The 25,632-nt window shown below is 36.8% G+C and carries 23 protein-coding genes and 1 riboswitch; of the genes, 14 read left to right on the top strand and 9 right to left on the bottom strand.

Annotated features, from left to right (window positions below; genetic code table 11):
- Positions 1-10 precede the first annotated feature (10 nt).
- The 3 genes from WBM70_RS04910 to WBM70_RS04900 all read left to right on the top strand — a co-directional run bounded on the left by WBM70_RS04910 (position 11) and on the right by WBM70_RS04900 (position 4,252).
- Entirely contained in the window at positions 11-1,213 is a 1,203-nt protein-coding gene (locus WBM70_RS04910; RefSeq protein ID WP_424557395.1) for a hypothetical protein, read from the top strand.
- A 65-nt stretch (positions 1,214-1,278) separates the two neighbouring features.
- Positions 1,279-1,353, top strand: a riboswitch (cyclic di-GMP riboswitch).
- A gap of 251 nt (positions 1,354-1,604) precedes the next feature.
- A complete protein-coding gene (gene thrC, locus WBM70_RS04905; RefSeq protein WP_424557394.1) occupies positions 1,605-3,071 on the top strand; it encodes a threonine synthase in 1,467 nt (488 codons plus the stop codon).
- A 14-nt stretch (positions 3,072-3,085) separates the two neighbouring features.
- The gene (locus tag WBM70_RS04900; protein WP_424557393.1) at positions 3,086-4,252 is read left to right on the top strand and encodes a LysM peptidoglycan-binding domain-containing protein; all 1,167 of its coding nucleotides are present in this window, start codon (positions 3,086-3,088) and stop codon (positions 4,250-4,252) included.
- Here WBM70_RS04900 and abc-f read toward each other — a convergent pair whose 3' ends face one another.
- Positions 4,253-6,187 (bottom strand): ribosomal protection-like ABC-F family protein, encoded by a 1,935-nt coding sequence (gene abc-f, locus WBM70_RS04895; RefSeq protein ID WP_424557392.1) that lies wholly within the window; start codon positions 6,185-6,187, stop codon positions 4,253-4,255.
- Positions 6,188-6,286: 99 nt separating this feature from the next.
- Between abc-f and WBM70_RS04890 the strand changes: the two genes are divergently transcribed.
- The 5 genes from WBM70_RS04890 to WBM70_RS04870 are packed head-to-tail and all read left to right on the top strand — an operon-like array spanning position 6,287 to position 10,219.
- On the top strand, positions 6,287-7,558 hold the full coding sequence (locus WBM70_RS04890; protein WP_424557391.1) for a M48 family metallopeptidase: 1,272 nt from the start codon (positions 6,287-6,289) through the stop codon (positions 7,556-7,558).
- Positions 7,548-8,378, top strand: coding sequence for a peptide chain release factor N(5)-glutamine methyltransferase (prmC, locus tag WBM70_RS04885; RefSeq protein ID WP_424557390.1), 831 nt, complete (start codon positions 7,548-7,550; stop codon positions 8,376-8,378). Before WBM70_RS04890 ends, prmC begins: the two co-directional genes overlap by 11 nt.
- 2 nt (positions 8,379-8,380) lie before the next feature.
- The gene (locus WBM70_RS04880; RefSeq protein ID WP_424557389.1) at positions 8,381-8,860 is read left to right on the top strand and encodes a DUF4149 domain-containing protein; all 480 of its coding nucleotides are present in this window, start codon (positions 8,381-8,383) and stop codon (positions 8,858-8,860) included.
- A gap of 4 nt (positions 8,861-8,864) precedes the next feature.
- On the top strand, positions 8,865-9,353 hold the full coding sequence (locus WBM70_RS04875; protein WP_424557388.1) for a DNA-deoxyinosine glycosylase: 489 nt from the start codon (positions 8,865-8,867) through the stop codon (positions 9,351-9,353).
- Complete coding sequence (locus tag WBM70_RS04870; RefSeq protein WP_424557387.1) at positions 9,353-10,219, top strand: symmetrical bis(5'-nucleosyl)-tetraphosphatase; 867 nt, start codon at positions 9,353-9,355, stop codon at positions 10,217-10,219. Before WBM70_RS04875 ends, WBM70_RS04870 begins: the two co-directional genes overlap by 1 nt.
- A 24-nt stretch (positions 10,220-10,243) precedes the next feature.
- Here WBM70_RS04870 and WBM70_RS04865 read toward each other — a convergent pair whose 3' ends face one another.
- From WBM70_RS04865 to WBM70_RS04855, 3 genes are all read right to left on the bottom strand, one after another.
- Positions 10,244-10,492, bottom strand: coding sequence for a hypothetical protein (locus tag WBM70_RS04865; RefSeq protein ID WP_424557386.1), 249 nt, complete (start codon positions 10,490-10,492; stop codon positions 10,244-10,246).
- A 243-nt stretch (positions 10,493-10,735) separates the two neighbouring features.
- The gene (locus tag WBM70_RS04860; RefSeq protein WP_424557385.1) at positions 10,736-11,917 is read right to left on the bottom strand and encodes a glutathionylspermidine synthase family protein; all 1,182 of its coding nucleotides are present in this window, start codon (positions 11,915-11,917) and stop codon (positions 10,736-10,738) included.
- A gap of 3 nt (positions 11,918-11,920) precedes the next feature.
- Positions 11,921-12,505, bottom strand: coding sequence for a UPF0323 family lipoprotein (locus tag WBM70_RS04855; RefSeq protein WP_424557384.1), 585 nt, complete (start codon positions 12,503-12,505; stop codon positions 11,921-11,923).
- 160 nt (positions 12,506-12,665) lie between these two features.
- Here WBM70_RS04855 and WBM70_RS04850 point away from each other — a divergent pair, with 160 nt between their 5' ends.
- Together WBM70_RS04850 and WBM70_RS04845 are read left to right on the top strand one after the other, a co-directional pair.
- Positions 12,666-14,618 carry an alkaline phosphatase PhoX gene (locus WBM70_RS04850; protein WP_424557383.1) on the top strand — a complete coding sequence of 651 codons (1,953 nt, stop codon included), beginning with the start codon at positions 12,666-12,668 and terminating at the stop codon, positions 14,616-14,618.
- A 72-nt stretch (positions 14,619-14,690) separates the two neighbouring features.
- Positions 14,691-16,394 carry a hypothetical protein gene (locus tag WBM70_RS04845; protein ID WP_424557382.1) on the top strand — a complete coding sequence of 568 codons (1,704 nt, stop codon included), beginning with the start codon at positions 14,691-14,693 and terminating at the stop codon, positions 16,392-16,394.
- A 54-nt stretch (positions 16,395-16,448) separates the two neighbouring features.
- Here WBM70_RS04845 and ftsZ read toward each other — a convergent pair whose 3' ends face one another.
- The 4 genes from ftsZ to WBM70_RS04825 form a co-directional block, all read right to left on the bottom strand.
- Positions 16,449-17,594: a cell division protein FtsZ gene (ftsZ, locus tag WBM70_RS04840; RefSeq protein WP_424557381.1), complete on the bottom strand. Its 1,146-nt coding sequence runs from the start codon at positions 17,592-17,594 to the stop codon at positions 16,449-16,451.
- 37 nt (positions 17,595-17,631) lie between these two features.
- Positions 17,632-19,023, bottom strand: coding sequence for a cell division protein FtsA (gene ftsA, locus WBM70_RS04835; protein ID WP_424557380.1), 1,392 nt, complete (start codon positions 19,021-19,023; stop codon positions 17,632-17,634).
- Positions 19,020-20,495, bottom strand: coding sequence for a peptidylprolyl isomerase (locus tag WBM70_RS04830; RefSeq protein WP_424557379.1), 1,476 nt, complete (start codon positions 20,493-20,495; stop codon positions 19,020-19,022). Before WBM70_RS04830 ends, ftsA begins: the two co-directional genes overlap by 4 nt.
- Positions 20,496-20,788: 293 nt before the next feature.
- Complete coding sequence (locus tag WBM70_RS04825) at positions 20,789-22,033, bottom strand: tetratricopeptide repeat protein (protein ID WP_424557378.1); 1,245 nt, start codon at positions 22,031-22,033, stop codon at positions 20,789-20,791.
- A gap of 127 nt (positions 22,034-22,160) precedes the next feature.
- Here WBM70_RS04825 and WBM70_RS04820 point away from each other — a divergent pair, with 127 nt between their 5' ends.
- Positions 22,161-22,625, top strand: a complete 465-nt coding sequence (locus WBM70_RS04820) for a hypothetical protein (protein WP_424557377.1) — start codon at positions 22,161-22,163, stop codon at positions 22,623-22,625.
- Between the two features lie 13 nt (positions 22,626-22,638).
- Here WBM70_RS04820 and WBM70_RS04815 read toward each other — a convergent pair whose 3' ends face one another.
- Complete coding sequence (locus WBM70_RS04815; RefSeq protein WP_424557376.1) at positions 22,639-23,214, bottom strand: class II aldolase and adducin N-terminal domain-containing protein; 576 nt, start codon at positions 23,212-23,214, stop codon at positions 22,639-22,641.
- 84 nt (positions 23,215-23,298) lie between these two features.
- On the opposite strand from WBM70_RS04815, the gene rsmH reads away from it, so the two are divergent.
- The 3 genes from rsmH to WBM70_RS04800 form a co-directional block, all read left to right on the top strand.
- Positions 23,299-24,234 carry a 16S rRNA (cytosine(1402)-N(4))-methyltransferase RsmH gene (gene rsmH, locus WBM70_RS04810; protein WP_424557375.1) on the top strand — a complete coding sequence of 312 codons (936 nt, stop codon included), beginning with the start codon at positions 23,299-23,301 and terminating at the stop codon, positions 24,232-24,234.
- Positions 24,224-24,493, top strand: coding sequence for a hypothetical protein (locus tag WBM70_RS04805; RefSeq protein ID WP_424557374.1), 270 nt, complete (start codon positions 24,224-24,226; stop codon positions 24,491-24,493). The genes rsmH and WBM70_RS04805 overlap by 11 nt, the downstream gene beginning before the upstream one ends.
- Positions 24,493-25,632 (top strand): efflux RND transporter permease subunit (locus WBM70_RS04800; protein ID WP_424557373.1); only part of this gene is annotated, 1,140 nt, incomplete at its 3' end. The genes WBM70_RS04805 and WBM70_RS04800, both read left to right, overlap by 1 nt.

Genomic DNA, 25,632 nt, shown 5'->3' with positions numbered 1-25,632 from the left:
GGTATAGACTATGTTAAAAAAAATATGTATTACGTTTCTTGCTACAGTATTACTCGTTTCTGTTGTAGAGGCAAAAAAATCTAAGAAGAAAGAACCGATTCAAAAAGAAGAAGTTTATCATGCCGTATGGAAAAAAACGTATGGTGGAGATGAGGGTGATATCGCACATGGTATCGTAGCACTTGAAAATGGTGACAGCGTTTTAGTCGGTACATGTAAATCATTTGGTGCAAAACGTACAGATATTTGTGTTTCACGTATGAATGACAAGGGTGAAATGTCATGGCGTTTATTACTTGGTGGTGAAAAAGAAGATGATGGTAAAGCTATCATCCGTACAGCAGATGGAAACCTCATGGTATTGGGAAGTTCTAAGTCATATGCAAAAAACTATGACAGAGATCTTTATGTAGCAAAAATCTCTCTTGAGGGTAATGTGATCTGGGACCAAAGCTTTGGGGGTGACCGTATTGAATTTGCTGGGGGTATTGCAGAAACCGATGATGGTGGTGCACTTGTAGTTGGAAACACTACTTCATATGGCAGAGGGTATAAAGATATATATATTGCCAAACTCAATAAAAATGGAAAAATGATCTCATCGTTTATCGTTGGTGGAAACAAGGAAGATAGTGCACAAGCCTTGACGCGTACAAAAGATGGAAATATGGTATTAGTAGGATATCGTGAAAAAACTGGACGTGCTGGAAATACAGACTTCTTTGTACTGAAAATGGACCAAAATGGAAAGAAGATCTGGTCTCAAACCTATGGGGGAGATCAAGCAGATCGCTTAAATGGTGTTGTGGCTACAGAAGATGGCGGTATCGTGGCAACAGGTTCGACCTATTCATATAATAGTGAGAACTCAGATATGTCTATTATGAAGTTAAGCTCAGATGGCCAGATGCTTTGGCATAAGATCTATGGATTTAAATATTATGAATATGGTAATGCCGTAGCTACTACACCTGATGGTGGTGTTATGATCGCTGGGGGTACAAATACTCTAGGGAAAGGTGATCACAGTGCCTATATGATAGCTCTTGATAACTCTGGAAAAGCTGTTTGGTCTCATGTATATGGTAGCAGAGGTAAAGACAGTACAAATGCCATTACACGTTTGTCTGATGGAAGTATGGTAGCTGTTGGAGGAAGTGACAGTTACAGCAGATCGACAAAAATCTATATATTGAAGATAGATAAAAAATAAAAATCAAAGATACTTAATAAAGATTAAGTATCTTGGTGTTATAATTCTTTCATACGGTTTTACTGTATTGAAAAAGCCAAGTTCATCGCGAGGTGGGTACGGAAAGTTATGGGTCTCACGTAGATCGCCAGACTACCAATAGAGATATAAACTCATCTATCTTTTTAGAAAGTTTCTTTCTTCTATTACCTGAGTATTTTAGTGTTCTGTTTGCTTCTATAAGTTTTATTAGTTGACATTCTTTTCCCTAAAAACATCTTCTCCTATTTTTATAGGGTAAATAGACACTAGATACTTAGAATTACTTCACACTTAACTTCATTTCTTTATTCTTACAACCCTTAGCTTATTTAGCTATAATTTTACTTCATATAAACATAGGATAATATAGATGCAATTTATTGAGACACGGGGCAATGACGGGCAGAAACCCTCATCTGTGCCATTTTCAGAAGCGATACTCAGCCCAAGTGCTAGTTTTGGTGGGCTGTATGTACCCAAAGAACTTCCGAGTTTGGATACGAACTTTTTAGAAGGGCATCTCTCTAGCCATTATAAAACTTTGGCATTAGATTTTTTAGAACAATTTGGTATAGATATTGAAACAGAAGTGCTTGAAGAAGCTTTAAAAAGATATGATGCTTTTGATGATCCTTCCAATCCGGTACCACTTTCACAAATAGAAGATGACTGTTTTGTTTCAGAACTTTATCATGGACCCACAAGAGCCTTTAAAGATATGGCACTGCAACCTTTTGGTTATGTATTAAGTAAATTGGCACAAAAAAGAGGTGAGCATTATCTTATCATGGCAGCGACAAGTGGTGACACAGGTCCTGCTACACTGGAAACATTTAAAGATCAAGAGGGTGTACAGGTAGCTTGTCTTTACCCTGATGGCGGTACATCAGATGTTCAAAGATTACAAATGGTTACTGAAGATGCTTCAAATCTTAAAGTGATAGGAGTCAAAGGAAACTTTGACGATACACAAAATACACTGAAAGATTTATTGGCATCTGATGATTTTAGGGAAGAGTTAGATGAAAGAAATATTAAACTTTCAGCGGCAAACTCTGTAAACTTTGGACGTATCATCTTCCAAATTATTTATCATATTCACTCTTACTTGGAGCTGGTACGTAATAAGAATATCCAAATGGGTGAAAAGATCTACCTTGTTGTTCCAAGTGGGAACTTTGGTAATGCTTTGGGTGCATATTATGCAAAAAAATCAGGTCTTCCGATTGAAAAGATCCTTATTTCATCCAATATCAATAATATTTTGACAGATTGGATCACAAATGGTGCGTATGATCTTACAACAAGAGAACTCATACAAACAGAATCTCCGGCGATGGATATTTTGAAAAGTTCAAATGTTGAGCGTATTATGTTTGACAAATTTGGTGCAGCACGTACAAAAGAACTTATGGAATCATTAGCTACTGATGGTAAGTATCAATTGACTTCAGATGAGCTTGCATCGTTACGCAAAGATTTTGACGCTTCTTTCTCAGATGATGAGGAGTGTGAAGGTGTAGTTGGTTCTTATGCTAAGAAAGGGTACGTTATGGACCCACATACAGCAACATGTATAAGAGCCTACAAAACCTTAAGAGAAAAAAACCTTAAAACAGTTGTCTACTCAACTGCTGAATGGACAAAGTTCAGCCCAGCTGTTTCAAAAGCATTAGGTCATGAAGTAAAAGATGATGTAGAAGCATTAAAATGGGTAAGTGAACATGCAGGAGTCACTGTGCCAGCAATGATACATGGTTTATTTGAGAAGCCTGTTATTCATTCTGTAGTAGTAGAAAAAGAATCCATCAAAGGAGAGATGTTAAACTTTTTATAGTTTGACATAACGTAATGTCCAGAAATTATTTTGCATTTTTATTCTTATTTATTTTTATAGAGACAGCTACTGCAAAATCAATGATTGATTGCAGGGTTGCTATTGGAGGTATTACAGAGTGTTACCCCTACGGTTCTAAGCTGCTGAAAACCAAAGAAATCGTTTATGACCTGGATAGAAAAAAACTTATCAGAGTAAAAACTTTACCTAGACCTGAAAAAAAGCGTTTTATGAGAGTCGTCTCAGTAGAAGAGATGCTAGATAAATATGTCAAAATTGAAGATTCTATGCGTTTTAAAGGGAGTGCCACAGTACCTATTAAGACTATAGTCGTTAAAAAGCCTGTCTCGGAAGAACTTATAGATGAGAAAATAGAAAAGATAGATGGTTATGAAGTTGATCCTGTGATCGAAAAAGAACTTTTAGAGAAAGATACTTCTGATAAACCAAAGATCATACATGGCCAATACACTGTGGTTAGAGGCGATGTCCTGAGTAAACTTGCAAAGAAATTTGGATTTAAGACCAAAGAACTTGCAAAGATGAATGGGTTAAAAACAAATGATTCTTTACTAATAGGACAAAAATTAAAACTTCCTTTCGAACAAACTGTGATCGATGCATTGGTGTCGGCTACGTATAAAGTAGATGAGGGTGATACACTTATTTCTATCGCTAAAAAATTTAATCTTGAACCCAAAGCATTGGTCCAATTCAATGGAATTAAGGATAATACTTCGATACGAGCAGGAAAGATCATAAAACTTCCACTTCCTTATGTTTTGGCAAAGAAGAAAAAAGATGAAGCAAAAAAGAAAAAACGTGCAGCACAAAGAAAGAGTGGTAAAGTAAAACTGCTTAGAGAATTTGGTAAACGTAAACTTCGTGTGACGGCAACAGCGTACAGTTCACATGCAGGTCAAACAGACAGTACACCTTTCCTGGCAGCATGGAATAATCGTCTACGTCCAGGCATGAAGGTCATTGCAGTCTCTAGAGATATGCTTAGCAGATATGGCATGCGTAATGGAACAAAAGTACGTATAGGTGGACTTCCTGGTTACTATAGAGTACGTGATAAAATGAATAAACGTTACAAAAAACGTATAGATATCTATATGGGACTTGATAGAAGAAAAGCGCTACGTTGGGGAAGACGGAGTGTTGTGATATATTGGTAATCAGAGAGACTCAAAGACCTCTAATACTTCTAGATATCTCTCACTCTTCTCTTCATAGATACTTTCTAGTTTGGATAGTTCTTCACTGAGAGCAGTGAGACCTTTTTCCTGATAACACTCAGGATTTTGCAAACATGCATTAAGCGCTTCTATTTCCTCTTCCAAAGCTTCTATTTCATCAGGTAATGTATCATAATCCTTTTGTTCTTTATAGCTTAGTTTTGTCTGTTTCTTTTCATTGATATGTACCTCTTTTTTAACACTTGAATTGACTTCCTTTTCCAGAGTATCTAGTTCTTTCATCTCTTTTTCTATCTCTAGGTATTCAGTATAGGTTTGATATGACTCCTCAACCACACCATTACCTTTGAAGATAAAGAGTTTAGATGCTATTTTATCTATGAAATAGCGGTCATGGGAAACAAACAGGATAGCTCCTGGAAAGTTGATGAGTTTTTCTTCCAGGATGTTAATGGTTTGAATATCCAGATCGTTGGTAGGTTCATCCAAAATAAGACAGTCTACTTTTTTGGTTAATAGTAATGCCAGTGCTACACGGTTTTTCTCTCCTCCTGAGAGCATGCCTACTTTTTTATCTAAGAACTCTTTAGGAAAAAGAAAAGATTTTAAGTAACCATAGACATGAAAGTTAGTTCCCTGTACTTCAATGTTGTCACCGCCATCAGGACAGAAGGTCTCTATAAGTGATTTATTGTCATCAAGCATTTCTCTGTGCTGATCAAAGTAACCTATGGAAAAGTCTCCTTGTTTAATCAGACCACTTTGGGGTTTTATACGTCCAAGCATCAGTTTTAAAAGGGTGGACTTTCCTGCACCGTTAATGCCAACAATGGCTATCTTGTCTTTTTGCAAGATACGTGTACTAAAGTGCTCTATGAGTTTTTTCCCCGGAACTTCGTATGACATGTTTTCAAGTTCGAAAAGCATCTTTTTTCTTGAGACACCTTCATCACGGTTAAAGTGTTTTTTCTCACGTTCAAGTTCGACCATCATCTTACGAATAAGAGTAGGGTTTTTCTTAGCTTGATCACGAAGCTCAAAGACACGTTTTTTACGTCCTTGGTTACGTTTTTCTCTGGCCTTTACTCCTTTGCCTAACCACGCTTCTTCTTGTTTAAGAAGTCTTAGCAGGTTTTCGTGTCCTTTTTTCAGTGCATGCATACGTGTTTCTTTTTGCTCAAGGTAGCTCATGTATCCACCCTTATAACTTATGAGTTCTTGATTATCTACTTCTACAACCCGTGTGGCAATAGTATCTATGAAATGTCTGTCATGTGAGATAAAGAGTAGGGTAAAGTTCTCTTTGAGAAGCATCTCTTCTAAAAACTCTACCATATAGACATCAAGGTGGTTGGTGGGTTCGTCAAGAAGTAATACATCAGGTTTTTTTAGTATAAGAGAGGCTAAAGCTACACGGCGTTGTTCTCCTCCTGAAAGAGAAATGACAGGCCGGTCTTCATAGGCTTTGAGTTGAAACTCCTGTAGAACACGTTCTATTTTGTCATCAAGGTTCCATGCATTGTGGTGGTCTAGAAAAGAACTCACCTTTTCCAATTGTTTGAGAAGTTCTTCATTTTCAAAATCTTCTGCCACTTTCAGGCTGAGGGCATCATACGCTTCTTTAGCCTTTTTGAGCTCGGTCAGTTCATTAAATATAGCTTCCCTAACGGTGAGTTTTGGATGAAAACGGGGTTGTTGTGCAAGCATCTCGATTTGGATGGAACTATTTATGACCCTTTTGCCTTCTGTGGGTTCCTCTTCACCTATGATGATCTTCATCAGTGTGGATTTTCCACATCCATTTTGCCCCACGATCGTTACACGTTCACCTTCATTTAGATGAAAATCAACCCCATTAAGAAGTAATTTAATGTCATACTGTTTTTTGATATCAAAGAGGTCAATAAGTGCCAAAAGTGTTCCTTGTTGTATATTGCATGCAATTATATCAAATTGAGTGGGATTTAAGGCTTGATTTGGTATATTCCTCCCATTACCAACCAAGGACATTTTATGTTAGAAATCATTATTATCTTATACTCTATTTATACATTTATGAAACTCTATATCTCTATTATGCAGATAGGGTATATCAATGTAGAAAAAAGAAAAACACCTGTACTGATGTCAGCAGAGAAATATTTAACTGCAGGAAACTATGCAGTCGCGAATGGGAAACTTTCCCTTGTGACGACGTTTGTTGATTATTTGGTATTTATCTGGTGGGTATTTACCGGTTTTGCCTGGCTCTCTTCCATGATACAGTTCGACGGCAGCATCATGCAGGCAGTGCTCTTTTTGTTTGGATTTATCATTGTTAATTATATTATAGGACTTCCATTTGAACTTTACCAAAAGTTTAAGATAGATGAAGCTTTTGGATTTAATAAGATGACGGCAAAAATGTATGTGATTGATGTAGTGAAATCAAGCCTTCTGTTTTTTATTTTAGGCGGTGCCGTATTCGCACTTTTGTCTTGGATCATCATTAGCTATGAGATGTGGTGGCTCTGGGGCTTTGCAGCGATGTTCGCTATAGCCATTATCGCAAATCTGTTAGCACCTACCTTTATGGCACTTTTTAATAAATTCTCTCCACTGGATGAAGGGGAACTCAAAGAGAAAATTACAGCAATGATGACTCAGTCAGGGCTTAAAAGTGATGGTATCTTTGTCATGGATGCCAGTAAACGTGACAGCCGTCTTAATGCATTTTTCGGAGGTTTGGGTAAAAGTAAACGTGTCGTACTTTTTGACACTCTTTTAGAAAAGCTCAACACCAAAGAACTTCTTGCCGTACTAGGACATGAACTGGGGCATTTCTCACATGGTGATATCTGGAAAAATATAGGTCTTATGGGTGTACTGTTGTTTATTGCATTTTATCTGTTCGGACATTTGCCGGATGCACTTTTCACACAGATGGGTGTGATTCCTGAGGCAGGGGTACAGATAGCGATGTTGATGTTGTTATTGCCGCTTGTAAGTTTTGTCTTTACACCTTTTATGTCTTATGTCAGCCGTCATAATGAGTATGCAGCAGATGAGTATGGTTCACAAATGGGAGGTAAAGAGAATCTTGTTTCTGCATTGATGAAACTTGTGACAGAAAATAAGGCATTTCCAAAATCACATCCATTGGTAATTTTCTTTTACTATACGCACCCACCAGTACTGGAAAGACTAAAAGAGTTGGGCTTTGATGCATCCAATACTATTGTGGGTGAAGAAGCAGCATTGTCTAAGGATGGTATCTTCTCACATATGGACAGCAATGACCATTAGAGAAGGGCTCTCTTGGGCCAGAGAAGAGCTTCAAGAGGCTTGTGAACGTCCTGCCTTTGAAGCAGAAATACTTTTAGCCTTTCATCTTAAGAAGGACCGTACCTATTTGATCATGCATGATATGCAAAATATCATGAATGTTGATGCCTTTCAAAAGCTTATTCAAAGAAGGGCTGCACATGAGCCATATGAGTATATTGTAGGTTCAGCCAGTTTTTATGATATTCATTTGGATGTGGAACCAGGTGTACTGATCCCACGTCCTGAAACAGAGATACTGATAGACTTGGTAGCTGAGATCATAGAGAGTGAGAATATCACGAAAATAGCTGAAATAGGTGTGGGTTCTGGTGCCATCTCTATTGTGCTAGCACGGAAATTTCCTCAGCTTCACATTATCGCAACTGATATTTGTGATACACCACTTAAAGTGGCAGGAAAAAATATTGAAACTTTTGGTCTAAGCAAACAGATCGAACTTTGTAAGTCTAACCTGCTTGATGAAGTAGTTGAAAATGTTGAACTCGTGGTTTCCAATCCTCCTTATATTGCAGAAGACTTTTTACTTGAATCCAATGTCATTGACTATGAACCCAAAGAAGCACTTTTTGGTGGAAGAGTAGGAGATGAATTACTTAAACAGATCATTTTAGATGTGAAGGATAGAAACATAAAGTATCTTGCCTGTGAGATGGGATATGATCAAAAAGAGACCTTACAAGATTTTGTTAATCAAATAGGGGTAGAATACATAAAATTTTACAAAGATCTAGCAGGGTTTGATCGCGGATTTGTAATTAAATTGAATGAAAGCGAGTAAGAATGAACAAATATTTTAGAATGGCAACCATGGCATACCTTATACTTTTGGGTGCGATGCTTGGGGCAGGGTTATATGCCGGTATAGTAGTGGCACCTGTAACATTCAATACAGACCAATGGATAGGTACAGAAGTATTAACACAATTTCAAGAAGGTCAGATCATGACAGAGAATTTTTTGAGACTCTCTTATCTGGTTAATGTGGTAGTTGTTGCTATACTGCTTTATGAAGGTTATAAGTATAAAAAATTTGAGAGAGATATTGTGACACAGGTTGCAACATTTTTTGTGTTGGCAACAGGACTTCTATTCTCACAGTACTATATTCCAGATATTATTGCGTTGCAGGAACAGGGTGTGGAAGCAACAAAATCCGTAGCATTCTTAAACACGCACAAAGGAAGTGAGATCAATTTTAAGATTTTTTCTCTGGCCTTGTTAGTACTTTTAGTTCAGAATATGCGAAAGGCATGTAAGTAATAGTATGAGTGAAGTTTTAGCACATCCTTTCAAACCGATTGTATTTAAAGATACTCAGATACTGATATTGGGTTCTTTTCCTAGTATTCAGTCTTTTGAGAAGAACTTTTACTATGCACATCCACGTAATCAATTTTGGAAGATCCTTGAAAATATGACAGGCTATCCTGTGAACAATCGTGACCAGAAGGTCTGGTTACTCAAAGAGTGTAAGTTTGGGCTTTGGGATATGGTAAAAGTATGTAGTCGAGAGAACTCTCTTGACAGTTCTTTGGAAAATGAAGAAGTGAATGACTTAGGTACTTTTTTAGAAGATCATCCAAGTATCACAAAATTGGCTTTTACAGGAAAGAAGGCAGAAGCACTTTTTAAAACACATTTCCCACATTTGAGTATAGAAACTGTCTATCTTCCTTCCCCTTCGGCTGCTTACGCAAAGATGCGTTTTGCTCAAAAAGCAGCTGAGTATAAAAAACAGTTGGGGTATGTGTAATGGCAGTTTGGGCGATAGGAGATATACAAGGATGTTATGGCTCCTTAAGAGCTTTATTGGAAAAGATTCATTTTGATCCTGAAAAAGACAAGCTTTGGATCGCGGGAGATTTGGTCAACAGAGGTGAAGGTTCATTAGAGACCTTGGAATATCTTTACAGTATCAAAGAAAATGTTGAGATAGTTCTTGGAAACCATGACATTACCCTTATAGCAGCTTATTATGGTATTAAAAAGTCCAATCCGACTATTGCCCCTATACTTGAGTCACCAGAGGCTAAGAAGCTCATAGATTGGCTTAGAGGACAAAAGTTTTTACATGTGGATTATGAACTTGGGTATTGTATGGCGCATGCGGGTATCTCACCCGAGTTTGATCTGGGTATGGCAATGATGTATGCAAAAAATGTAGAGGAAAAACTAGCAAGTGAACATGCTGCTGTGTGGCTTGAGCAAATGTTTGAACAAGGTGAGAGGCGTTTTAACAGGGATGCAAGTCTTATAGACATAGACCGTTACATTGTCAGTTCATTTACCCGTATGCGTTTTTGTTACGGGGATCATAGACTTGATTTTGATCAAAAAGGTCCACCAACAGATGCGGTAAGGGAGAAAGGACTCAAACCCTGGTTTGAATGTAATGACCGTAAAGATATTCATTTACGTATTATTTTTGGACACTGGTCTACTTTGGGATTGTATGAAGATGATCATGTATTGTCCTTGGATACAGGATGTTTATGGGGTGGTAAACTTACTGCTGCACGTATAGATTGTGATGAAGTTGAGATCGTTTCTATCGATTGTAGTAAAAAAGAAGAAAGTGAAGTTGAAGAAGATACTTCACCCACGATCTTACAAATTTAATATATTATAGGCTATAGTAGTCTATTAGATTTCACATGTAGTGTCATAGTCATCATGTTCCTCTCTGTCCAGTTCATTCCTCCAGACAGATAACTGTATAGCAACTGATGCGTATGGTTCATGAAAACCTTCACTGGCTTTTATCAGGCATTGCAGGTAGTCATGTGGATTGAGGTCATGATTAATAAACCATCGAGCCAACTTTATATCATTTTGTTCATTGATCAGCTTACGCAGTTCCCTGCGTTCTGTTTCTGTTAATTTTCTTCTCATACGTTATTTCCTTTCTTTCCGAATTTTTTGTTATACATTTTGAAATGCTTGCCTTATGAATGTAGTAAATAATTACTTATCTTTTATTATAATAAATGTTATATCCTTATATGAAGCTGGATGGTTTCAAAAAAGATTCTATGAAAGTGAAAGGAGATGGTGGAAAATGTATTTTCTATATAGAACTTGTTTGGGAGTTATTTTAAACAAGTTCAAATAAGGGAAAGGGGAATATATGGTTCCCTATCCTTTTACAATATGCCCTACAAACTTAGACATATTATCTAGGATCTTTCCACCTTTTCTAAAACCAAGACCGCAGGCTTCGTATGCATAGAATACACCTGCTTGGTAAGATAGACCTTGTGTGTCAGTTACCAGTTCTGTATAATCCTGATAGACCATTTTGTAACTGTCATAGTTGCCTGCTACAGTTTCTAGATCATTTGAGTTCTCATCCAAAATACTTACACTGCCACCTTCTCTCCCAAATACAGGTTTCTTCACTTGTTTTTTCCCTTCCAATGGTTCAAAGGAACTTTCAAGTAGAAGAGGATGGTTAGGATAGAGGTCCCATAGGATCTTTAGCAAGCCTTTACTCTGAAAAAGAAGGGTGTAGGCAGGATTGAAGATGATGGCTTTTTGGTTTTTGATGATATTGGTAAGAAGCATTGCCAGGTCTGATTCTTCCAGTGCAATGTCTTCCCAAGGGATGAGTTTAAACCAAAGTTCATAGTGCTTATCCTCATAAAATATACCGTCTTCAGGAGAGAACTCTATATCATCTATGTAAGCGAACTCTGTTTGAAAACCTGCTTCTGTCGCAATATGTTGAAGCAGTCTGACAGTATTTTCTTCTTCTGAATTTCCTTTGACAGAGGTAAAGAGAAAATTCCAGCCGTCATAACGTTCTTCAAAGGTAGAAACATCTTCTTCCAGTGTCACCAGACGTTTAAAATTATCTACAAGTGACTCATACAGTGCATTGAATTGACTCTCTTCTTCAAGGCCATTTTGCTTGAGTATAGCCCACTGTATAATGGCTGTTTCAAATAAGGCAGTAGGGGTGTCTGCATTAAATTCCAAGAGTTTGATAGGTTTACTATCTAGACCTCCTGCTAGATCAAAACGACCGTAAAGATGCCAGTGAACATCATTTTCCCATGATTCTTTGATCACTTCTACAAGGTTAAAAGGGATACCTATCTCATGGAAAAGATTATTTTCTACAACATGTTCTGCTGCTTCTATATACATGTCATACAAGGTATTTGTTGCTTCATAATATGCTTCAGCCTGAGCTTCAGAGATTACAATCAGTTCATCAGAGATATAACTGCTTTCATCTGAGTCTGTATGCCAGACAAATCCGAGTGATTCTAAATAGTCAGTGTCCAGTGGTATGGTTTTTTGTAAATTCAACATTGTTTAGCCACCAAAGAAACCGCCAGTACGGCTTGTAGATTTTTTATTTCCGAAGAATCCACTTTTTTTACTGCTGCTTTTTTTCGCAGAATCAAAACTTTTTTGGCTTTTTGAGAAAGTGGAAGGAGATTTGTATCCAGCTTTTCTGTTATTCTGATAGTTTTGATTACCAAAAAGTTTGGACCCTATCCAAGAGCCGATCACTGCTCCTGCCATACTTGCTAGGAGTACCTCTCCTAAACCCATACCGCCCTGTTGTGACACTTGAGCATCTTGTGCTTGAGTGAGGTTGGAAGTACCATTGTCAATTTTGGCTGCTTCTTCAGCAACTAAGGCATCCATCTCTGCTTGTGTCAATACACGTTCTGTACCATCAAGCTTCTTAAGTACAATACGTGTTTCTTCTGCAGGGAATTCATCTTTGATCTGGTATCTGCCTGGGGCAGTCTCTTCTATAATGACAAAAGCATTCTGTGCTTTTTGCTGTTCTTGTTGCTGCTGCTGTGTACATCCTGTAACACCAGTCGCTAAAAGTGTACCAAGACCAGTTGCAGTGGCAATTGTTGAAAGTTTTTTTAATTGTTTCATGTTGTACCCATCTATAATATAATTGGAGTAATCATAGCAAAAAATGATTAATTTATATGTTATAGTAAGAAATTGTTGTAGAGTGTTTTTTAGTTTTGGTTAGGTTACATGAATGTAACCGGATTATTATAATTTTGTTACATATAAAGGAGAAGATTCTGTGGTAAAAATAAATATTTCAAAGGATCTTATCGTGCGTATCACAATATTCTCTCTTGCAGCAGTAGCTGCAGTTAGTATGGCAATAAATGGTTGCAACAATGATGCAACTGCTGAATCAACATCAACAACAGGTACAGAAAGTACAGCGTTAACAAATGTAGATGCATTAGCCAAAGTCAGTAGTATAGCATTTGCTCCAGTAGCACTTTCATCCAATGACAGTGAAAAAATCGAGATGAGGGTTTCACCATCGATCACAGTAAATTATAGTGATAACACAAGTGTTACTCATGACCTAAGCTATAAAGTGTTAGCAACTATGGGTGATACTATCGGCACAGGAAAAATTGGTCTAATGACCGATATCAATGATGATCCAATTTTAAAAGGTAATGATGAAGATATTTCCGATGGACCTGATGGTAATTCACTGATATCAGTAGGGGATAAACATTATTTGGTGACACATATGGAAGAGGCACCGGGAGAACTTTACAATACAGAAGTGAAGGTCGAAAATGGTGTTTTCTCTGCAGTGAATACGAAGCCGGTTGATCTTTCAGCAATGGGTGGGACCATTATTAATTGTGCAAGTTCTAAAACAGTCTATGGAAGTCATTTAGGAGGTGAAGAAGATTATTCACTTAATTCTATTTTTGCAGATCAGAATTCACCTTTTTATGCGGACTGTGCATTAGATGGTACAGGCAATGATATGCATGGTGTCGTGAATTATTTCTGTTCTTATGTAGATAACATGAATAAATATCTCTTAGACGCAAATATTGATAAGACCAATGGATATAATGGAGACAGATTTTCTCCATATAATTATGGTTATATCGTAGAGGTACAACCACAAGAGGATGGATCTACTAAAAGTGCAAAACACTATGTGACAGGTAAATATACACCTGAATTGGCATCGATGATGCCTGATGGTAAAACAATATATATGTCAGATGATGGTACGGCGAAAGGTTTTTGGAAATTTGTGTCTGATACGAAGATAGACACATTCCAAGCCAACTGGGAAGGTACACTTTACGCAGCTAAAGTCACTCAGGTCTCAGCTGAAAATGGCGGGAGATTTGATCTTTCATGGATAGAGTTAGGTCATGCATCTGATAATGAGATCAAAGCAATGATTGACAGTAAAATGAAACTCACAGATCTTTTTGAGATAGCAAAACCAGATGAAAATGGAACATGTGTAACGGGAACAAAAGTGTATGAAGACAGTCAATTTGAATGTCTTACTTTGAAAGCTGGCCAAGAAAAAGCAGCAGCATTCTTAGAATCTCGTAAATATGCGGCATATAAAGGTGCGACGATCGAATTTAGAAAAGAAGAAGGTCTAACGTACGATAAAGACAGCAATGCACTTTATGTAGCTATGAGTGCAATTGAAAAAAGTATGGAAGATGATTATAAGGGAAATGAACCGGCAAATCACATTAGGCTAGAAAAGAATATTTGTGGGGCTGTGTATAAAGTATCTTTAGATAGCAATTACAATGGTACAAGTATGGAGGCAATGGTCGTTGGACAACCTTTAGATGTAAACGATACCTATGCCGATGAATGGACATGTCATCCAGACGGCATTTCCAACCCGGATAACATTACTTATATCGGGTACAATACACTGCTTATCAGTGAAGATACAACAAAACATGTGAACAATATGAGTTGGGCATACAATACACAAACAAAAACAATGACAAGAATTGCTTCACTTCCTATCGGAGGAGAGGTTACGGGTGTAGATACGGCTGTAGTAGGGGATAAAGGTATTTTACTTATCAACACACAACATCCGTTTAAAGACAATCCTAAAGCAGCTGATGGAAGTAAGCCAAACAGTGCATTGATAGAAAGCGCAACTGATGATCAACTGAAAGCTACTATCGGATACTTTGATGGTCTTCCAGCAGATATCTTTAAATAAACCACTATATATACAAGGCTATGGCATCCTGTAATTTACAGGATGCTTTTTTATTTGTGATTTAGGACTATAATGATAAGAAACACTATTTTACTGACACTGCTTCCCCTACTTATAAGTTGTGGCAATAACTCTACCTCAAATACGTCTCTAGCATCAGATTTGTCTTTAGTAGAGAGTTATATCCAGAACTTAGAAGATGAGAATAATATAAGTTATACGAAAATTATGAATACAAGAGGTTCATACATCACTTCCATGTGTTACACTAAAACAAGTGATGAAACAACAAATACAGTTTTTAATCCATGTTATAGTTGTCATACTAAAGGTGAAATCCCCAATTATTATAATGATACCAACCTGCAACTGGAGTATAATTTTCCTGCAGAAGTAATGAAAAATCCGTTTACAAACCTTTTTAAAGAGAGAAGTACTCAAGTAGCATCCATGACTGACAATGCTACTTTACAATATGTCAGAGAGTCCAATTATTTAAATCATGAAGGAGATATTTTACCTGCATTGGACCTTCCTAGAGAGTGGAAAGGATATAGACCAGACTGTTATTTTAATTTTGATGATGAGGGATTTGATCAAGATCCTAAAGCTAACTATACAGGATGGAGGGCTTTTAGATATTATCCATTTCTAGGTACATTTTGGCCTACCAATGGTTCAACTGATGATGTGATTATAAGACTAGATCCCATTTTCACTCAAGATGAGAATAACACATTCAGAAAAGAGATATATGCACTTAACCTGGTGATCGTAGAATCATTGATAAAACAAAAAGAGATACCACTTCCTTCCGGTATAGATGAAAAGATCTATGGTGTAGATCTGAACAGTAATGGTATCTTGGATACTGCCTTGAATATTTCTCCTTCAATAGAAAGCTATGTAGGTCTGGCAAAGCTATATCTTAGAGAGGGAAAAGTACATTTAGCTCGGGGACTCTTCCCTGAAAATACAGAATTTTTGCATTCAGTAAGATATATAGACTGGGATAATGCAAAAGAACAGATAGGTATGTCTGCAAGAATGAAAGAACTGCGTTATGCCAAAAAATACACTTGGAAGCGTTATGGTGAGATTCAAAGAGCAGCCCAGTCAGAACTTTGGGAATCTCTTGCCCTGGATAGCACTGAAGGACAGATAGCTCTTTTCAAAGGTAATTATGAAGAGGGATTACGAAACGAAATAGGGTGGGTGTATCAAGGATTTATAGAAAATAAAGAGGGAAAACTCAGACCTCAGACGCACGAAGAAACAATAAATTGTATGGGATGTCACTCTCATATTGGTGCAACCACAGACTCTGCATTTGCCTATGCACGTAAATTTGAAGGTGTGAATAAAGATCAAAATGACTATGGTTGGAATCATTGGGGTCAGAAAGGGCTTAATGGAATTCAAGAACCTATAGTTGAATATTTAAACCATGGAAAACAGTATGAGTACAGTTTTTATTTACTTAATAACCACTCTGCTAATGAATTTAGAAATAATGATGAAGTACAGAGTAAGTTCTTTGATCTCAATGGAAGTATCAAGGAAGATATGCTCAATGCACTACATAAGGATATAACAGTATTACTTTTTCCTTCAAAAGAGCGTGCTTTAGAATTAAATAAAGGATATAAAGTTATAGTCGAAGAACAGAGTTATATCTATGGGAGAGATACGCATATAAAGCCTATAAAAAATGTTTATAAAGTGATAAAAGAGGGGCAAGTTACAGGGATAGAAAACCCTATTGTAAGACCTTAATGAACTAAAGAGAGATGGAAGGGTCTCTCTCTAAAAGGGAGAAAACAGCGGTTTTTAATCCATCTGCTTTCTAAGGAAAGTAGGTACATCTAAGATGTCTTCATTCTCACCATTGTAACCACCAACAACCATTTTGCTTCTTACAGTGTTGATGTCACAAGTGTTGGCATTTAACAGTGTTTTTTGTTTTGTCACTGTTGGTTCAGGAACAGCATTTTTGTCTTCGAACCCAGTAGCAACGATAGTGATCTTCACTTCATCAATAGCCATGTTTTCATTTGTTGTTGTACCAAAGATAACAGATGCATCTTCATCTGCACTCTCTTCAACGATACTCATTGCTTCACCGATCTCCATAATAGGATAATCAGGATGAATGTCAAAGTGTACAAGTACACCCATCGCACCATCAATAGAGATATTGTCAAGCAGTGGTGACTCGATAGCAGCTTTTGCTGCATCATAGGCTGCATTTGTACCTGTACTGTATCCAGCACCCATAAGAGCAAGACCTCTATGACTCATAACTGTTTTCACATCGGCAAAGTCAAGGTTGATATCATTATCTCCATGAGAAAGGATCACTTTAGAGATACCGCCAACTGCTTGTGCAAGAATGTCATCTACCATTCTAAAGCTCTCTTTGATACCAAGGTTCTTTTCAACGATTGAAAGAAGTTTTTCATTTGGTACAACGATAATAGAGTCACTTTCTCTTTTAAGCTCTTCTAGACCTTCTTTTGCAAGTTTCGTTCTTTTTCTGCCTTCAAATTTAAAAGGACTTGTTACGATAGAAACAGTAAGTGCGCCAACTTCTTTTGCCGCTTGTGCAATGATCGGTGCTGCACCTGTTCCTGTACCACCACCAAGACCAGCAGAGATAAATACAATATCGGAACCTTCAAGCATTTTTTTGATGTCTTCAAAGCTTTCAAGTGCGGCTTCTCTACCTTTGTCAGGAAGCATACCTGCACCAAGACCTCTTGTTGCATTGATACCTAACTGCATTTTGTATGGTGCTAAAGAACTGTCCAGTGCCTGTGCATCCGTATTTGCTACAATAAGATCAATACTGTTGATCCCCTCATTGATCATATGATTGATCATGTTTCCACCACCGCCACCGACGCCGATAGCTTTGATTTTTGCTCCATTTGTATGACATTTCGTTTCGACGATGTCTATTTCAAACTCTTCCATGTTTTCCCCCTTTTATTTGATGTGTGTAAAAAATACTTTAAAAAAGCTGCCTTGCCCAGTTGGCTATTTTTTTAAATGGATTTTTATTTTCGTGACCTAGATCCGGTAAGTCATCAAATGATATGACTGACTCTTCCTGATCTTCTTTTTGACCCTCTTTTTCCTCTTGACGACCTTTAGAAGGGTGTGCCTCTTCCGTTTCATTACGCTTATGACCTATTCTGATATCATTCAGGTTTTCTTCATACGCCGCTTTTGAGTGAAGCAACTCTTGCTCAAAATCTATCTCATATTGTGTATGACCACCTGCCTTATAGAGTAGTAAACCTACTACTGTCGAAAATGCGGGATCTTTCAGTTCATCAAAAAGACCATTAACATTATCAGGGTAACCTACTCTCACAGGCATGCCATTGAAGATAGCCTGTGCCAATTCTCTCATACCTTTGAGTTTGGTCATACCTCCAGTAAGAATGATACCTGCACCTATCTGCTCTTTAAGTGCAGATTTTTCAAGTGACTTGGCCAAGATCATAAGTGCCTCTTCTACACGTGAGAAAATGACAGAGTGCACAACTTCCAAAGAGACACCGTTACGTGTCTCTTCATCACCTATGATAGGTAATTCTATGATTTCATTTGAACTCTCTATGAGACTTCCATGACGTATTTTGACATTTTCTGCTATTTGTAGCGGTGTATGTAATGCCATAGAAAGGTCATTAGTGATATGGTTCGAGCCTACACCTAAGAAATCGTTATATCTGATCGAATTCCCAGTGTGAATGACAAGGTTACTTGTTTGTCCACCTAGATCGATGACAGCCACACCAAGTTCTTTTTCGTCTTCATCCATTGTGGCTATAGCAGAAGCATAACCACTTAATACGATTCCATCTATCTCTACCCCAGCAGATCTAACAGCTTTTTTAAGATTTGAAAGGTTTGATTTTTGTGTCATGATAATGTTGACATCTACTTCCATACGGCTGGCATTCATACCAAACGGATCTTCTATAAAATCTTGGTCATCTACTCTAAAATTGTATGGCAATACATGGATAACATCATATTCAGTAGGCACATTTGCATTGTAAAGTGCCGTTTGCATGACACGATTGATCTCTTTTATCGAGATATCTTTATGTGGTATGTTGACAATACCAGTTGAATTAAGACTCTTTGCATAAGCATTTGAAATGGAAACAGTTGCAGAAGTAATATTACTTCCTGCAATACGTTTTGCATCGTTGATAGCTTTTTTGATAGATTTTGAAGCAAGTTCTATATTGGTTATGGCACCTTTTTTAACCCCTTGGGATTTAGAGATACCATGTCCTTGAATGGTGACTTCGGAGTCTTTGATTTCAGCGATGATAGCGCATATTTTAGTAGAACCGATATCAATAGCTAAAATTGTGTCACTCAATTTGTCAGCCCTCCCATATAGACTTCTGTAGGATATTGTTTATCTAACATTTTAATCAAATTTGATTCAAATGTAGTTTGTTTTAGCTTATTAACAGTCTGTTTTACAAAAGCTGTCTGATTTTCATCCATCGGAAGCAGTTTTTGTTCCAAGATATTATAAACTATAACTTTATCGAATACGCTAATAATACCCTTTTCTTTCGATGATGTAAAGAGTTTTTGTAAAAATTGTAAACTTTCTTGGTTATTTAGTGGATTTAGGTTGACATTTTCCTCTAATTTCACAAAATCAGAGACGATCGCGTCGTTTTGATCAAAGTTCTTAAGTGTTGACTCTGCCAATGTCAAAAGTGCTTCTTTTTTAGCTTGGTCGGCATAAAGTACTGTTACTTGTTCTTTAGCCTCTTCGAAAGTTTTTATCTTCGGTGAGACAATGTTTTCTATCTTTATCGTGGCATAGGTATCTGAAACAACTTTAGGTTTAAGTATATCTCCTACAGATTTTTCTTTGAGTGCAGTCCATACTTCTTCTGTAAATTTAAGATCACCCATTGGAAGTGTGATCTTTTCACTGTTGTCAAGTTTACCTTTTTTAAATGCGATATATGCTTTTTGTGCTGCTTTTTTTGTCTTCTTGATCTTCAAGTCACTTGTTGCCAAAATTTTCGCTTCTTCGAAAGGAAGCTGTTTGCCTGTTCCATCTGTATAATTGAAACTATTTGCATCATAGTGTACTTTTACTTCTTCATCGGTAACAGCGGTATCTTTACTGTCTGTCCAAACAATAGAGAGATCGTACATTTGTGGGGTTAAAAAGTTCTCTTTTTTCATTTCCCAGAATTCTTTTACTTTAGCTTCATCTATGACGAAGTTCAGATCATCGTTTGTCAATACCTTGTAGGCCAATTTGTCACTGACATTCATGGCTGCAGCAACAGCTTCTTCTTCAAGGGGTAAAGTACCCGCTAAAAGTAAAGAAAATGTCTTTTCTATGAGGAGCTCTTCTCTGAGTGTATTTTCAAATACATTGGCTCTAAGTCTTTGACTTTTAAGGTACCCTTCGTAGATCTCTTTATTAAAAACACCGTCTTTTTGGAACGAGCGAAGCTCTTGCAACTTCTGAGCTACTTCAGCATCTGAAACAATGATGCCTGCATCTTTTGCAAAATTAAGTACTTTTGCCTGTGTTGCCAATCTAGCAAATGCCTGTTTAACCAGTCCCATCTCTTCAGCTTTTTTATCATCAAGTGTACCTTGCATAGCTTGATTATATTGGTTGTATAGACTACTGTACACCATGTTGAGTTTTGTTTGTTCTATCTCAATGTCACCAACTTTAGCAACATTCCCGGCTTTTGAACCAAAACTGTAACTTCCCCAACCTACAAAACCTGCACCAATAAATGCGATTGTTGCTACCCAGATTGTCCATACCAGATATTTATTGTGTTTTTGCATCCAACTAATCATACTTCATCTACCTTCAATCGAAAAATTTGTACAATATTCTACCTAAAATAAGCTTATCGCTAATGAATCGGAGTGAGAAAAAAGTATGTCTAGTCAAAATATGAAAATGATGTATACCAGGCATTTTATTGCGATTATAATGAACATAAAGCTTTTTTACACTCCCACAGTTACACGGGGAATCCTTTGGCATGTTCTGCAACATTGGCAACCTTGGAGATTTTTGAACAAAATGGTATCTTAGGTGAAAATGATAAGAAGAGCAGTTATATGAAAAAGGTAGCTAAATAAACTTACTTTTTAAAGAAGCCACGATTTTGTTTTTTTAAACGAGTGTAATGTTTTTGGGCTCTTTTGATGCCAAAGTCATTTGCTTCTTTGTAACACTGTTCCGCTTTTTTCTGGTCTTTACTTACGCCTATGCCATGTTCATAAAATTGTGCTATATCACAAAGTGCTTCGGGATAATCCTCCAGAGCTAAACTGTGCATCTGTTCAAATGCTTCAGATATATCTTTTGTCAACAAAATACCTCTATAGAGTTCTCTTGCCAACATAAATTGCGCAAACTTTGATTCAGTAGCTGCGCAGACCAACAGTAAATGTGCAGCTTCATTCACTTTTTCCTCTTCAGTAAGTTTGTTTATATAGGTAAGTGTCTCTTCTATCTCTTCTTCAGTATATCCTTCCTGAGAGATTTTTCTCATGAGGTTTTCAACTGAATCAAACTTTTCATATGTTTCTTCTATAGGAGGATACTGTTTCTTCATACTGATAAGTTTTTGTGCAATATAAGGTATGGCTTTATAATTTGATCGCTCTAAACTTTCTTGAAGTTTTGCAACAGGTTTTAATTCCTTGAGAAGATCTTCTTTAGAAGGTATATCATTTGTGAGGATCATATCATCTTCTTCTGGAAGCGTTTCTTCTTCAGGTTTCTTTTCGGTGATCATTTCTTCTCTTACTGTTTCCTCAGTATCAAAAAAAGTATCTCTAGGTATAGTATCGCTAGCAATTGTTTGTTCAGTTACTTCCTTTGAAGATTCAAAAAAAGTATCTTTTGAAGTATGGACAACATCTAATTCTATGTTGTCAGGCAGAACATTATCAATGTCGATATTGAGTAAAGCTTCATACTCTCTCTGATCTACATGTTTTGTTTCAGATCTGGCTTTATCGGGTGTAGGAAGCTCATCAAATAAAAAGTCATTAATATCGATCTCTTTTGGTGTATCATTTGAACTTGGCGTGACAAAAAGATCAAATTCATCAATAATAGCTTGGTCTTCTTCATTGATCGAAGACTTCTCTTTTTGTGAAGTTCTTTGAATGATATTCTCTGTAGGTGTTTGTATATATGTGTTGATAAAACCTTGAGCCTTTGCGTAGTTTTCTGCCTGAATAGCGCTAACGATCTCTTGTATCTTCAGATCTGTTTTAAGCGGTGCTAATTTTAAAATCTGAAGTTGTATAGTCTCTACATCGGTAATAGAAATGGCATGGTTAATGATACTTAATCTTTTCTTTGTCTGATTCATATTAGGTATCCTATGTAAGGTTATATTTGGAGGAGTATAACAAAAGTATGCTTTACAGAAGTGTTGACACATGACTAACAGTCATTTTTGATTATAATATAAAGTATTTATTTAGGGGTAAGACAAAATGAAGAAATTTTTTATACTTATTTTGGTATTAATGATCGAATTGAACGCAGCAGATAGAAGGTTGGTGACAGGAACATGGAAGTCTGTAGACCAATCGAATAACCATGGTACAAAGGTCATAGAAAAAGAGTATCTATACTTAAATGGAAACGGTACCTTTACTATAGTATTGCTTGTAAGTGTACAAAAAGGTGATGCGTTCGTTAGAGATCTAGAGATAAAAGGCTCAGGTATCTGGAAAGTCTCAAATCATACACTTGTGGCAGTGGTCAAAAAAATGGAAGTACCTTTTGCCAAAGAAGTATATCGTATCTCTCAAGAGTCTTTACGTCATCTTGCAACCACTTTTAAAAACAGATTTGAAAAAGAACCTATACGTATACTCACCATAAAAAGTATCGATCAAAATAACTTGATTACTGTCAATGAAGCATCTAAGCAGACAAACTATATTAGACAATAAATAGAGTGCCTGTTTAAAGATTTGCAGACAAAGCCAACAACCTACATGAATTCTCTAAAATAGAGATCTTTTTTGCCATCTCTGTGATGTCTCTGTCATAAGAGATGAGACCAAAACCTTTGATAAGAAGCAGATGAGTGTCATGTTTCTGGAAAAACTGTGGTATTTCATAAGGTGCACGTTCCAACCAGTCGTCCATATTTTTCGGATCGTATACGATGACTTCACCTAAGATTTGTTTTCCAAAGTAGTCTTGTGGAGAGACCTTCCCGTGTTTGAGTGAGTATGCGGTTGCATATGGTGGCATGGTATAACAGACATATTTTGCATTGGGGATGGTTTCGTAGATATGTTCATGTATGTGTACATCTGAATTTGCCAAACTCCAGCGATAGTCTCTTTTATGACAGTCAAGTCTTACAAGTGAATCTTCTGTCACTTCATCTAGGATCGTATCTTTAGAGTTAATGATAAATCCACTGTTACTTACACGTGCAGAGATAGAGCCATGATATACACTAAAGAAGTTTTTGTTAAACAAAGAGAGTGAAACATGTTTAATGTCTTCGATAAGATGATTATCTACCATATATTGAGCCTTTTTTCATCTAATTTCGCTATTATAACATTGATAATTAAATTTAACTAATGATTGTATCTCCAAAGGATTTTAATGCAAACACCTCATATCCCTGTACTTTTAAATGAAGTGTTAGAAAGCTTTAAAGATGTAGGAGAAGGTTATTTTGTTGACTGTACACTTGGGTATGCAGGGCATAGTTCTGAAATGTTAGCCAGGTATGAAAACTTGAAACATATAGGAATAGACAGAGACGATGAAGCTTTGGCATTTTCTAAAAAAAGTTTAGAACCTTATGAAGGACGAAGCACACTTTACAAAGGCACTTTTGCAAACGTATTTCCTATATTAAAAGAGAATCCGATAGTGGCAGTCTTGGCAGACTTTGGTGTTTCCTCTTTACAGTTGGATAAAAAAGACAGAGGTTTTTCCTTTACCTCTGAGACACTCGATATGCGCATGGATGCAAATGCTGAACTTTCTGCGTATGAAGTGGTAAATGAATATCCTAAAGAGAAACTTGAGTACATTTTTGATACGTATGGTGAAGTACGTTCATTTAAAAAATTAGCCTCTGCAGTAGTAGAAGCCAGAGCACAAGAACCTATTAAATCTGCAAATGAATTGAGTGAAATAGCTAAAACAGTTATCCCCGCAGGCGGAAAGATACACCCTGCGACTTTAATGTTTCAAGCCATTCGTATAGAAGTGAATAATGAACTGGGTGAAATAGAAGGTTTGCTCGATGCTTTAGAGCAAAAACATGTGAAGGGTGAGGTTGTCTCTTTGATCTCCTTTCATTCATTGGAAGACCGTTTGGTAAAGAATCGTTTTAAAAAATGGGGACAATCTTGTATCTGTGACCCACAGGCGATGCGTTGTACCTGTGGTAAAAATCATGCTTTAGGTAAAGCGTTTTCCTCTAAACCTGTAACAGCGACCAAAGAGGAACTCAAGATAAATCCGCGAAGCAGATCGGCAAAACTAAGAAGTTTTAGATTTAAAAAAGAGAGTGATCATGGTAAGTAAAAAGAAAAAGTCTAAGCCTAACGGTATTACTTTTGGTATGGCAATGGTCATATTGATGTCTGTTACCATTGTCTTGATCTTGACAACGATCAAGATCTATTTGAGTAATCAAATTTATTATGAGAGTAAAGTGGTAAATAAAATGAAAAGAGAAGTTTCTGCACTCAAAGCAGAAAAGATGATGCTTGAACAGAGTGTTGAGGCATTAAGATTTAAGAATAGAGTGGCTGACACTATCTTTGCTATTCAGGAAAACTAATGATACGTAGTTTTATCAGTTTTGCAGTAGATAAACCTATTATCAACCATATTTTGATGGTCTTTATGATAGTACTCTCTATATTTTCCTATCAAAATATTCCTAAAGAAATTTTCCCTCCTTCTGCACTTGATAAGATCACTGTGCAAGGTGGTTATGCTGGAAGTAGTGCAGATGTATTAGATAAAATGGTTGTAAAGACCATTGAGGATGACCTGAAGAATATATCTGAGATAGAATCTTTAGAAACTGTGATCCAAAATGGCTCTTTTATCATAAAGGCTAACATAAAAGAGGGAAGTGATAAAAGTAGAACCCTTGATGATGTGAAAGATGTCATCTCTAATGTGAGACGTGATCTTCCGACCGATATGAATGAACCTACTGCAAAGCTTGTACAAAAAGATTTCCCTTTAGTTATTGTTGCCATCTCAGGAGATGTAACAACAAGAACACTGCTTGATATAGGTAACAAGCTTAAGAGTGATCTGAGTCGCTATCAGGAACTTAGCGGCCTTACGGTTTATGGTGATGTCGATGATGAGGTTTTGGTACAGATCAATGATGAAAAGATCGATGCGTATGGATTGGCTAAAGACAGTGTATATCAGGCAATTGCTAATATAAGTTCAATTTTTCCCATTGGTACCTTGAAACAACAAGGAAATCATCTCTATATTTCTACGATCAATGGTGAAAAAAGTGCAAAAAAAGTAGAAAGTACACTTATCACTGTTGATAATCAACGTATACGAATAGGTGATATAGCCACAGTGAAATTTGGACTAGGTGATCGTGGTGAGATCTCTCATTTTAACAGTATACGAAATGTTTCACTCAATATTAATAAGACAGAAGATGGCAATGCTATTGCCTTGAGTAAACAGATCAGAGAAGATCTAAAGGTATTCGCTAAAGAGTATCCAAATATCACATTTGAAGCTTATACTGATACGTCAGTTTGGATCAAGAACAGGTTGAATTTAGTCTCTTCAAATATTTTATTTGGACTTATATTAGTATTCTTGGCACTTTTATTAAGTGTGAATTATCGTATTGCTTTTGTAGTTGCCATTGGTATTCCTGCAAGTTTTATGATCACCATTATCGGTGCTGACCTCATGGGATACAGTTTAAAT

The organism is Sulfurovum sp., from assembly GCF_049668085.1.
Lineage (GTDB): Bacteria > Campylobacterota > Campylobacteria > Campylobacterales > Sulfurovaceae > Sulfurovum.
This window is presented reverse-complemented; position numbering and strand designations above follow the sequence as displayed.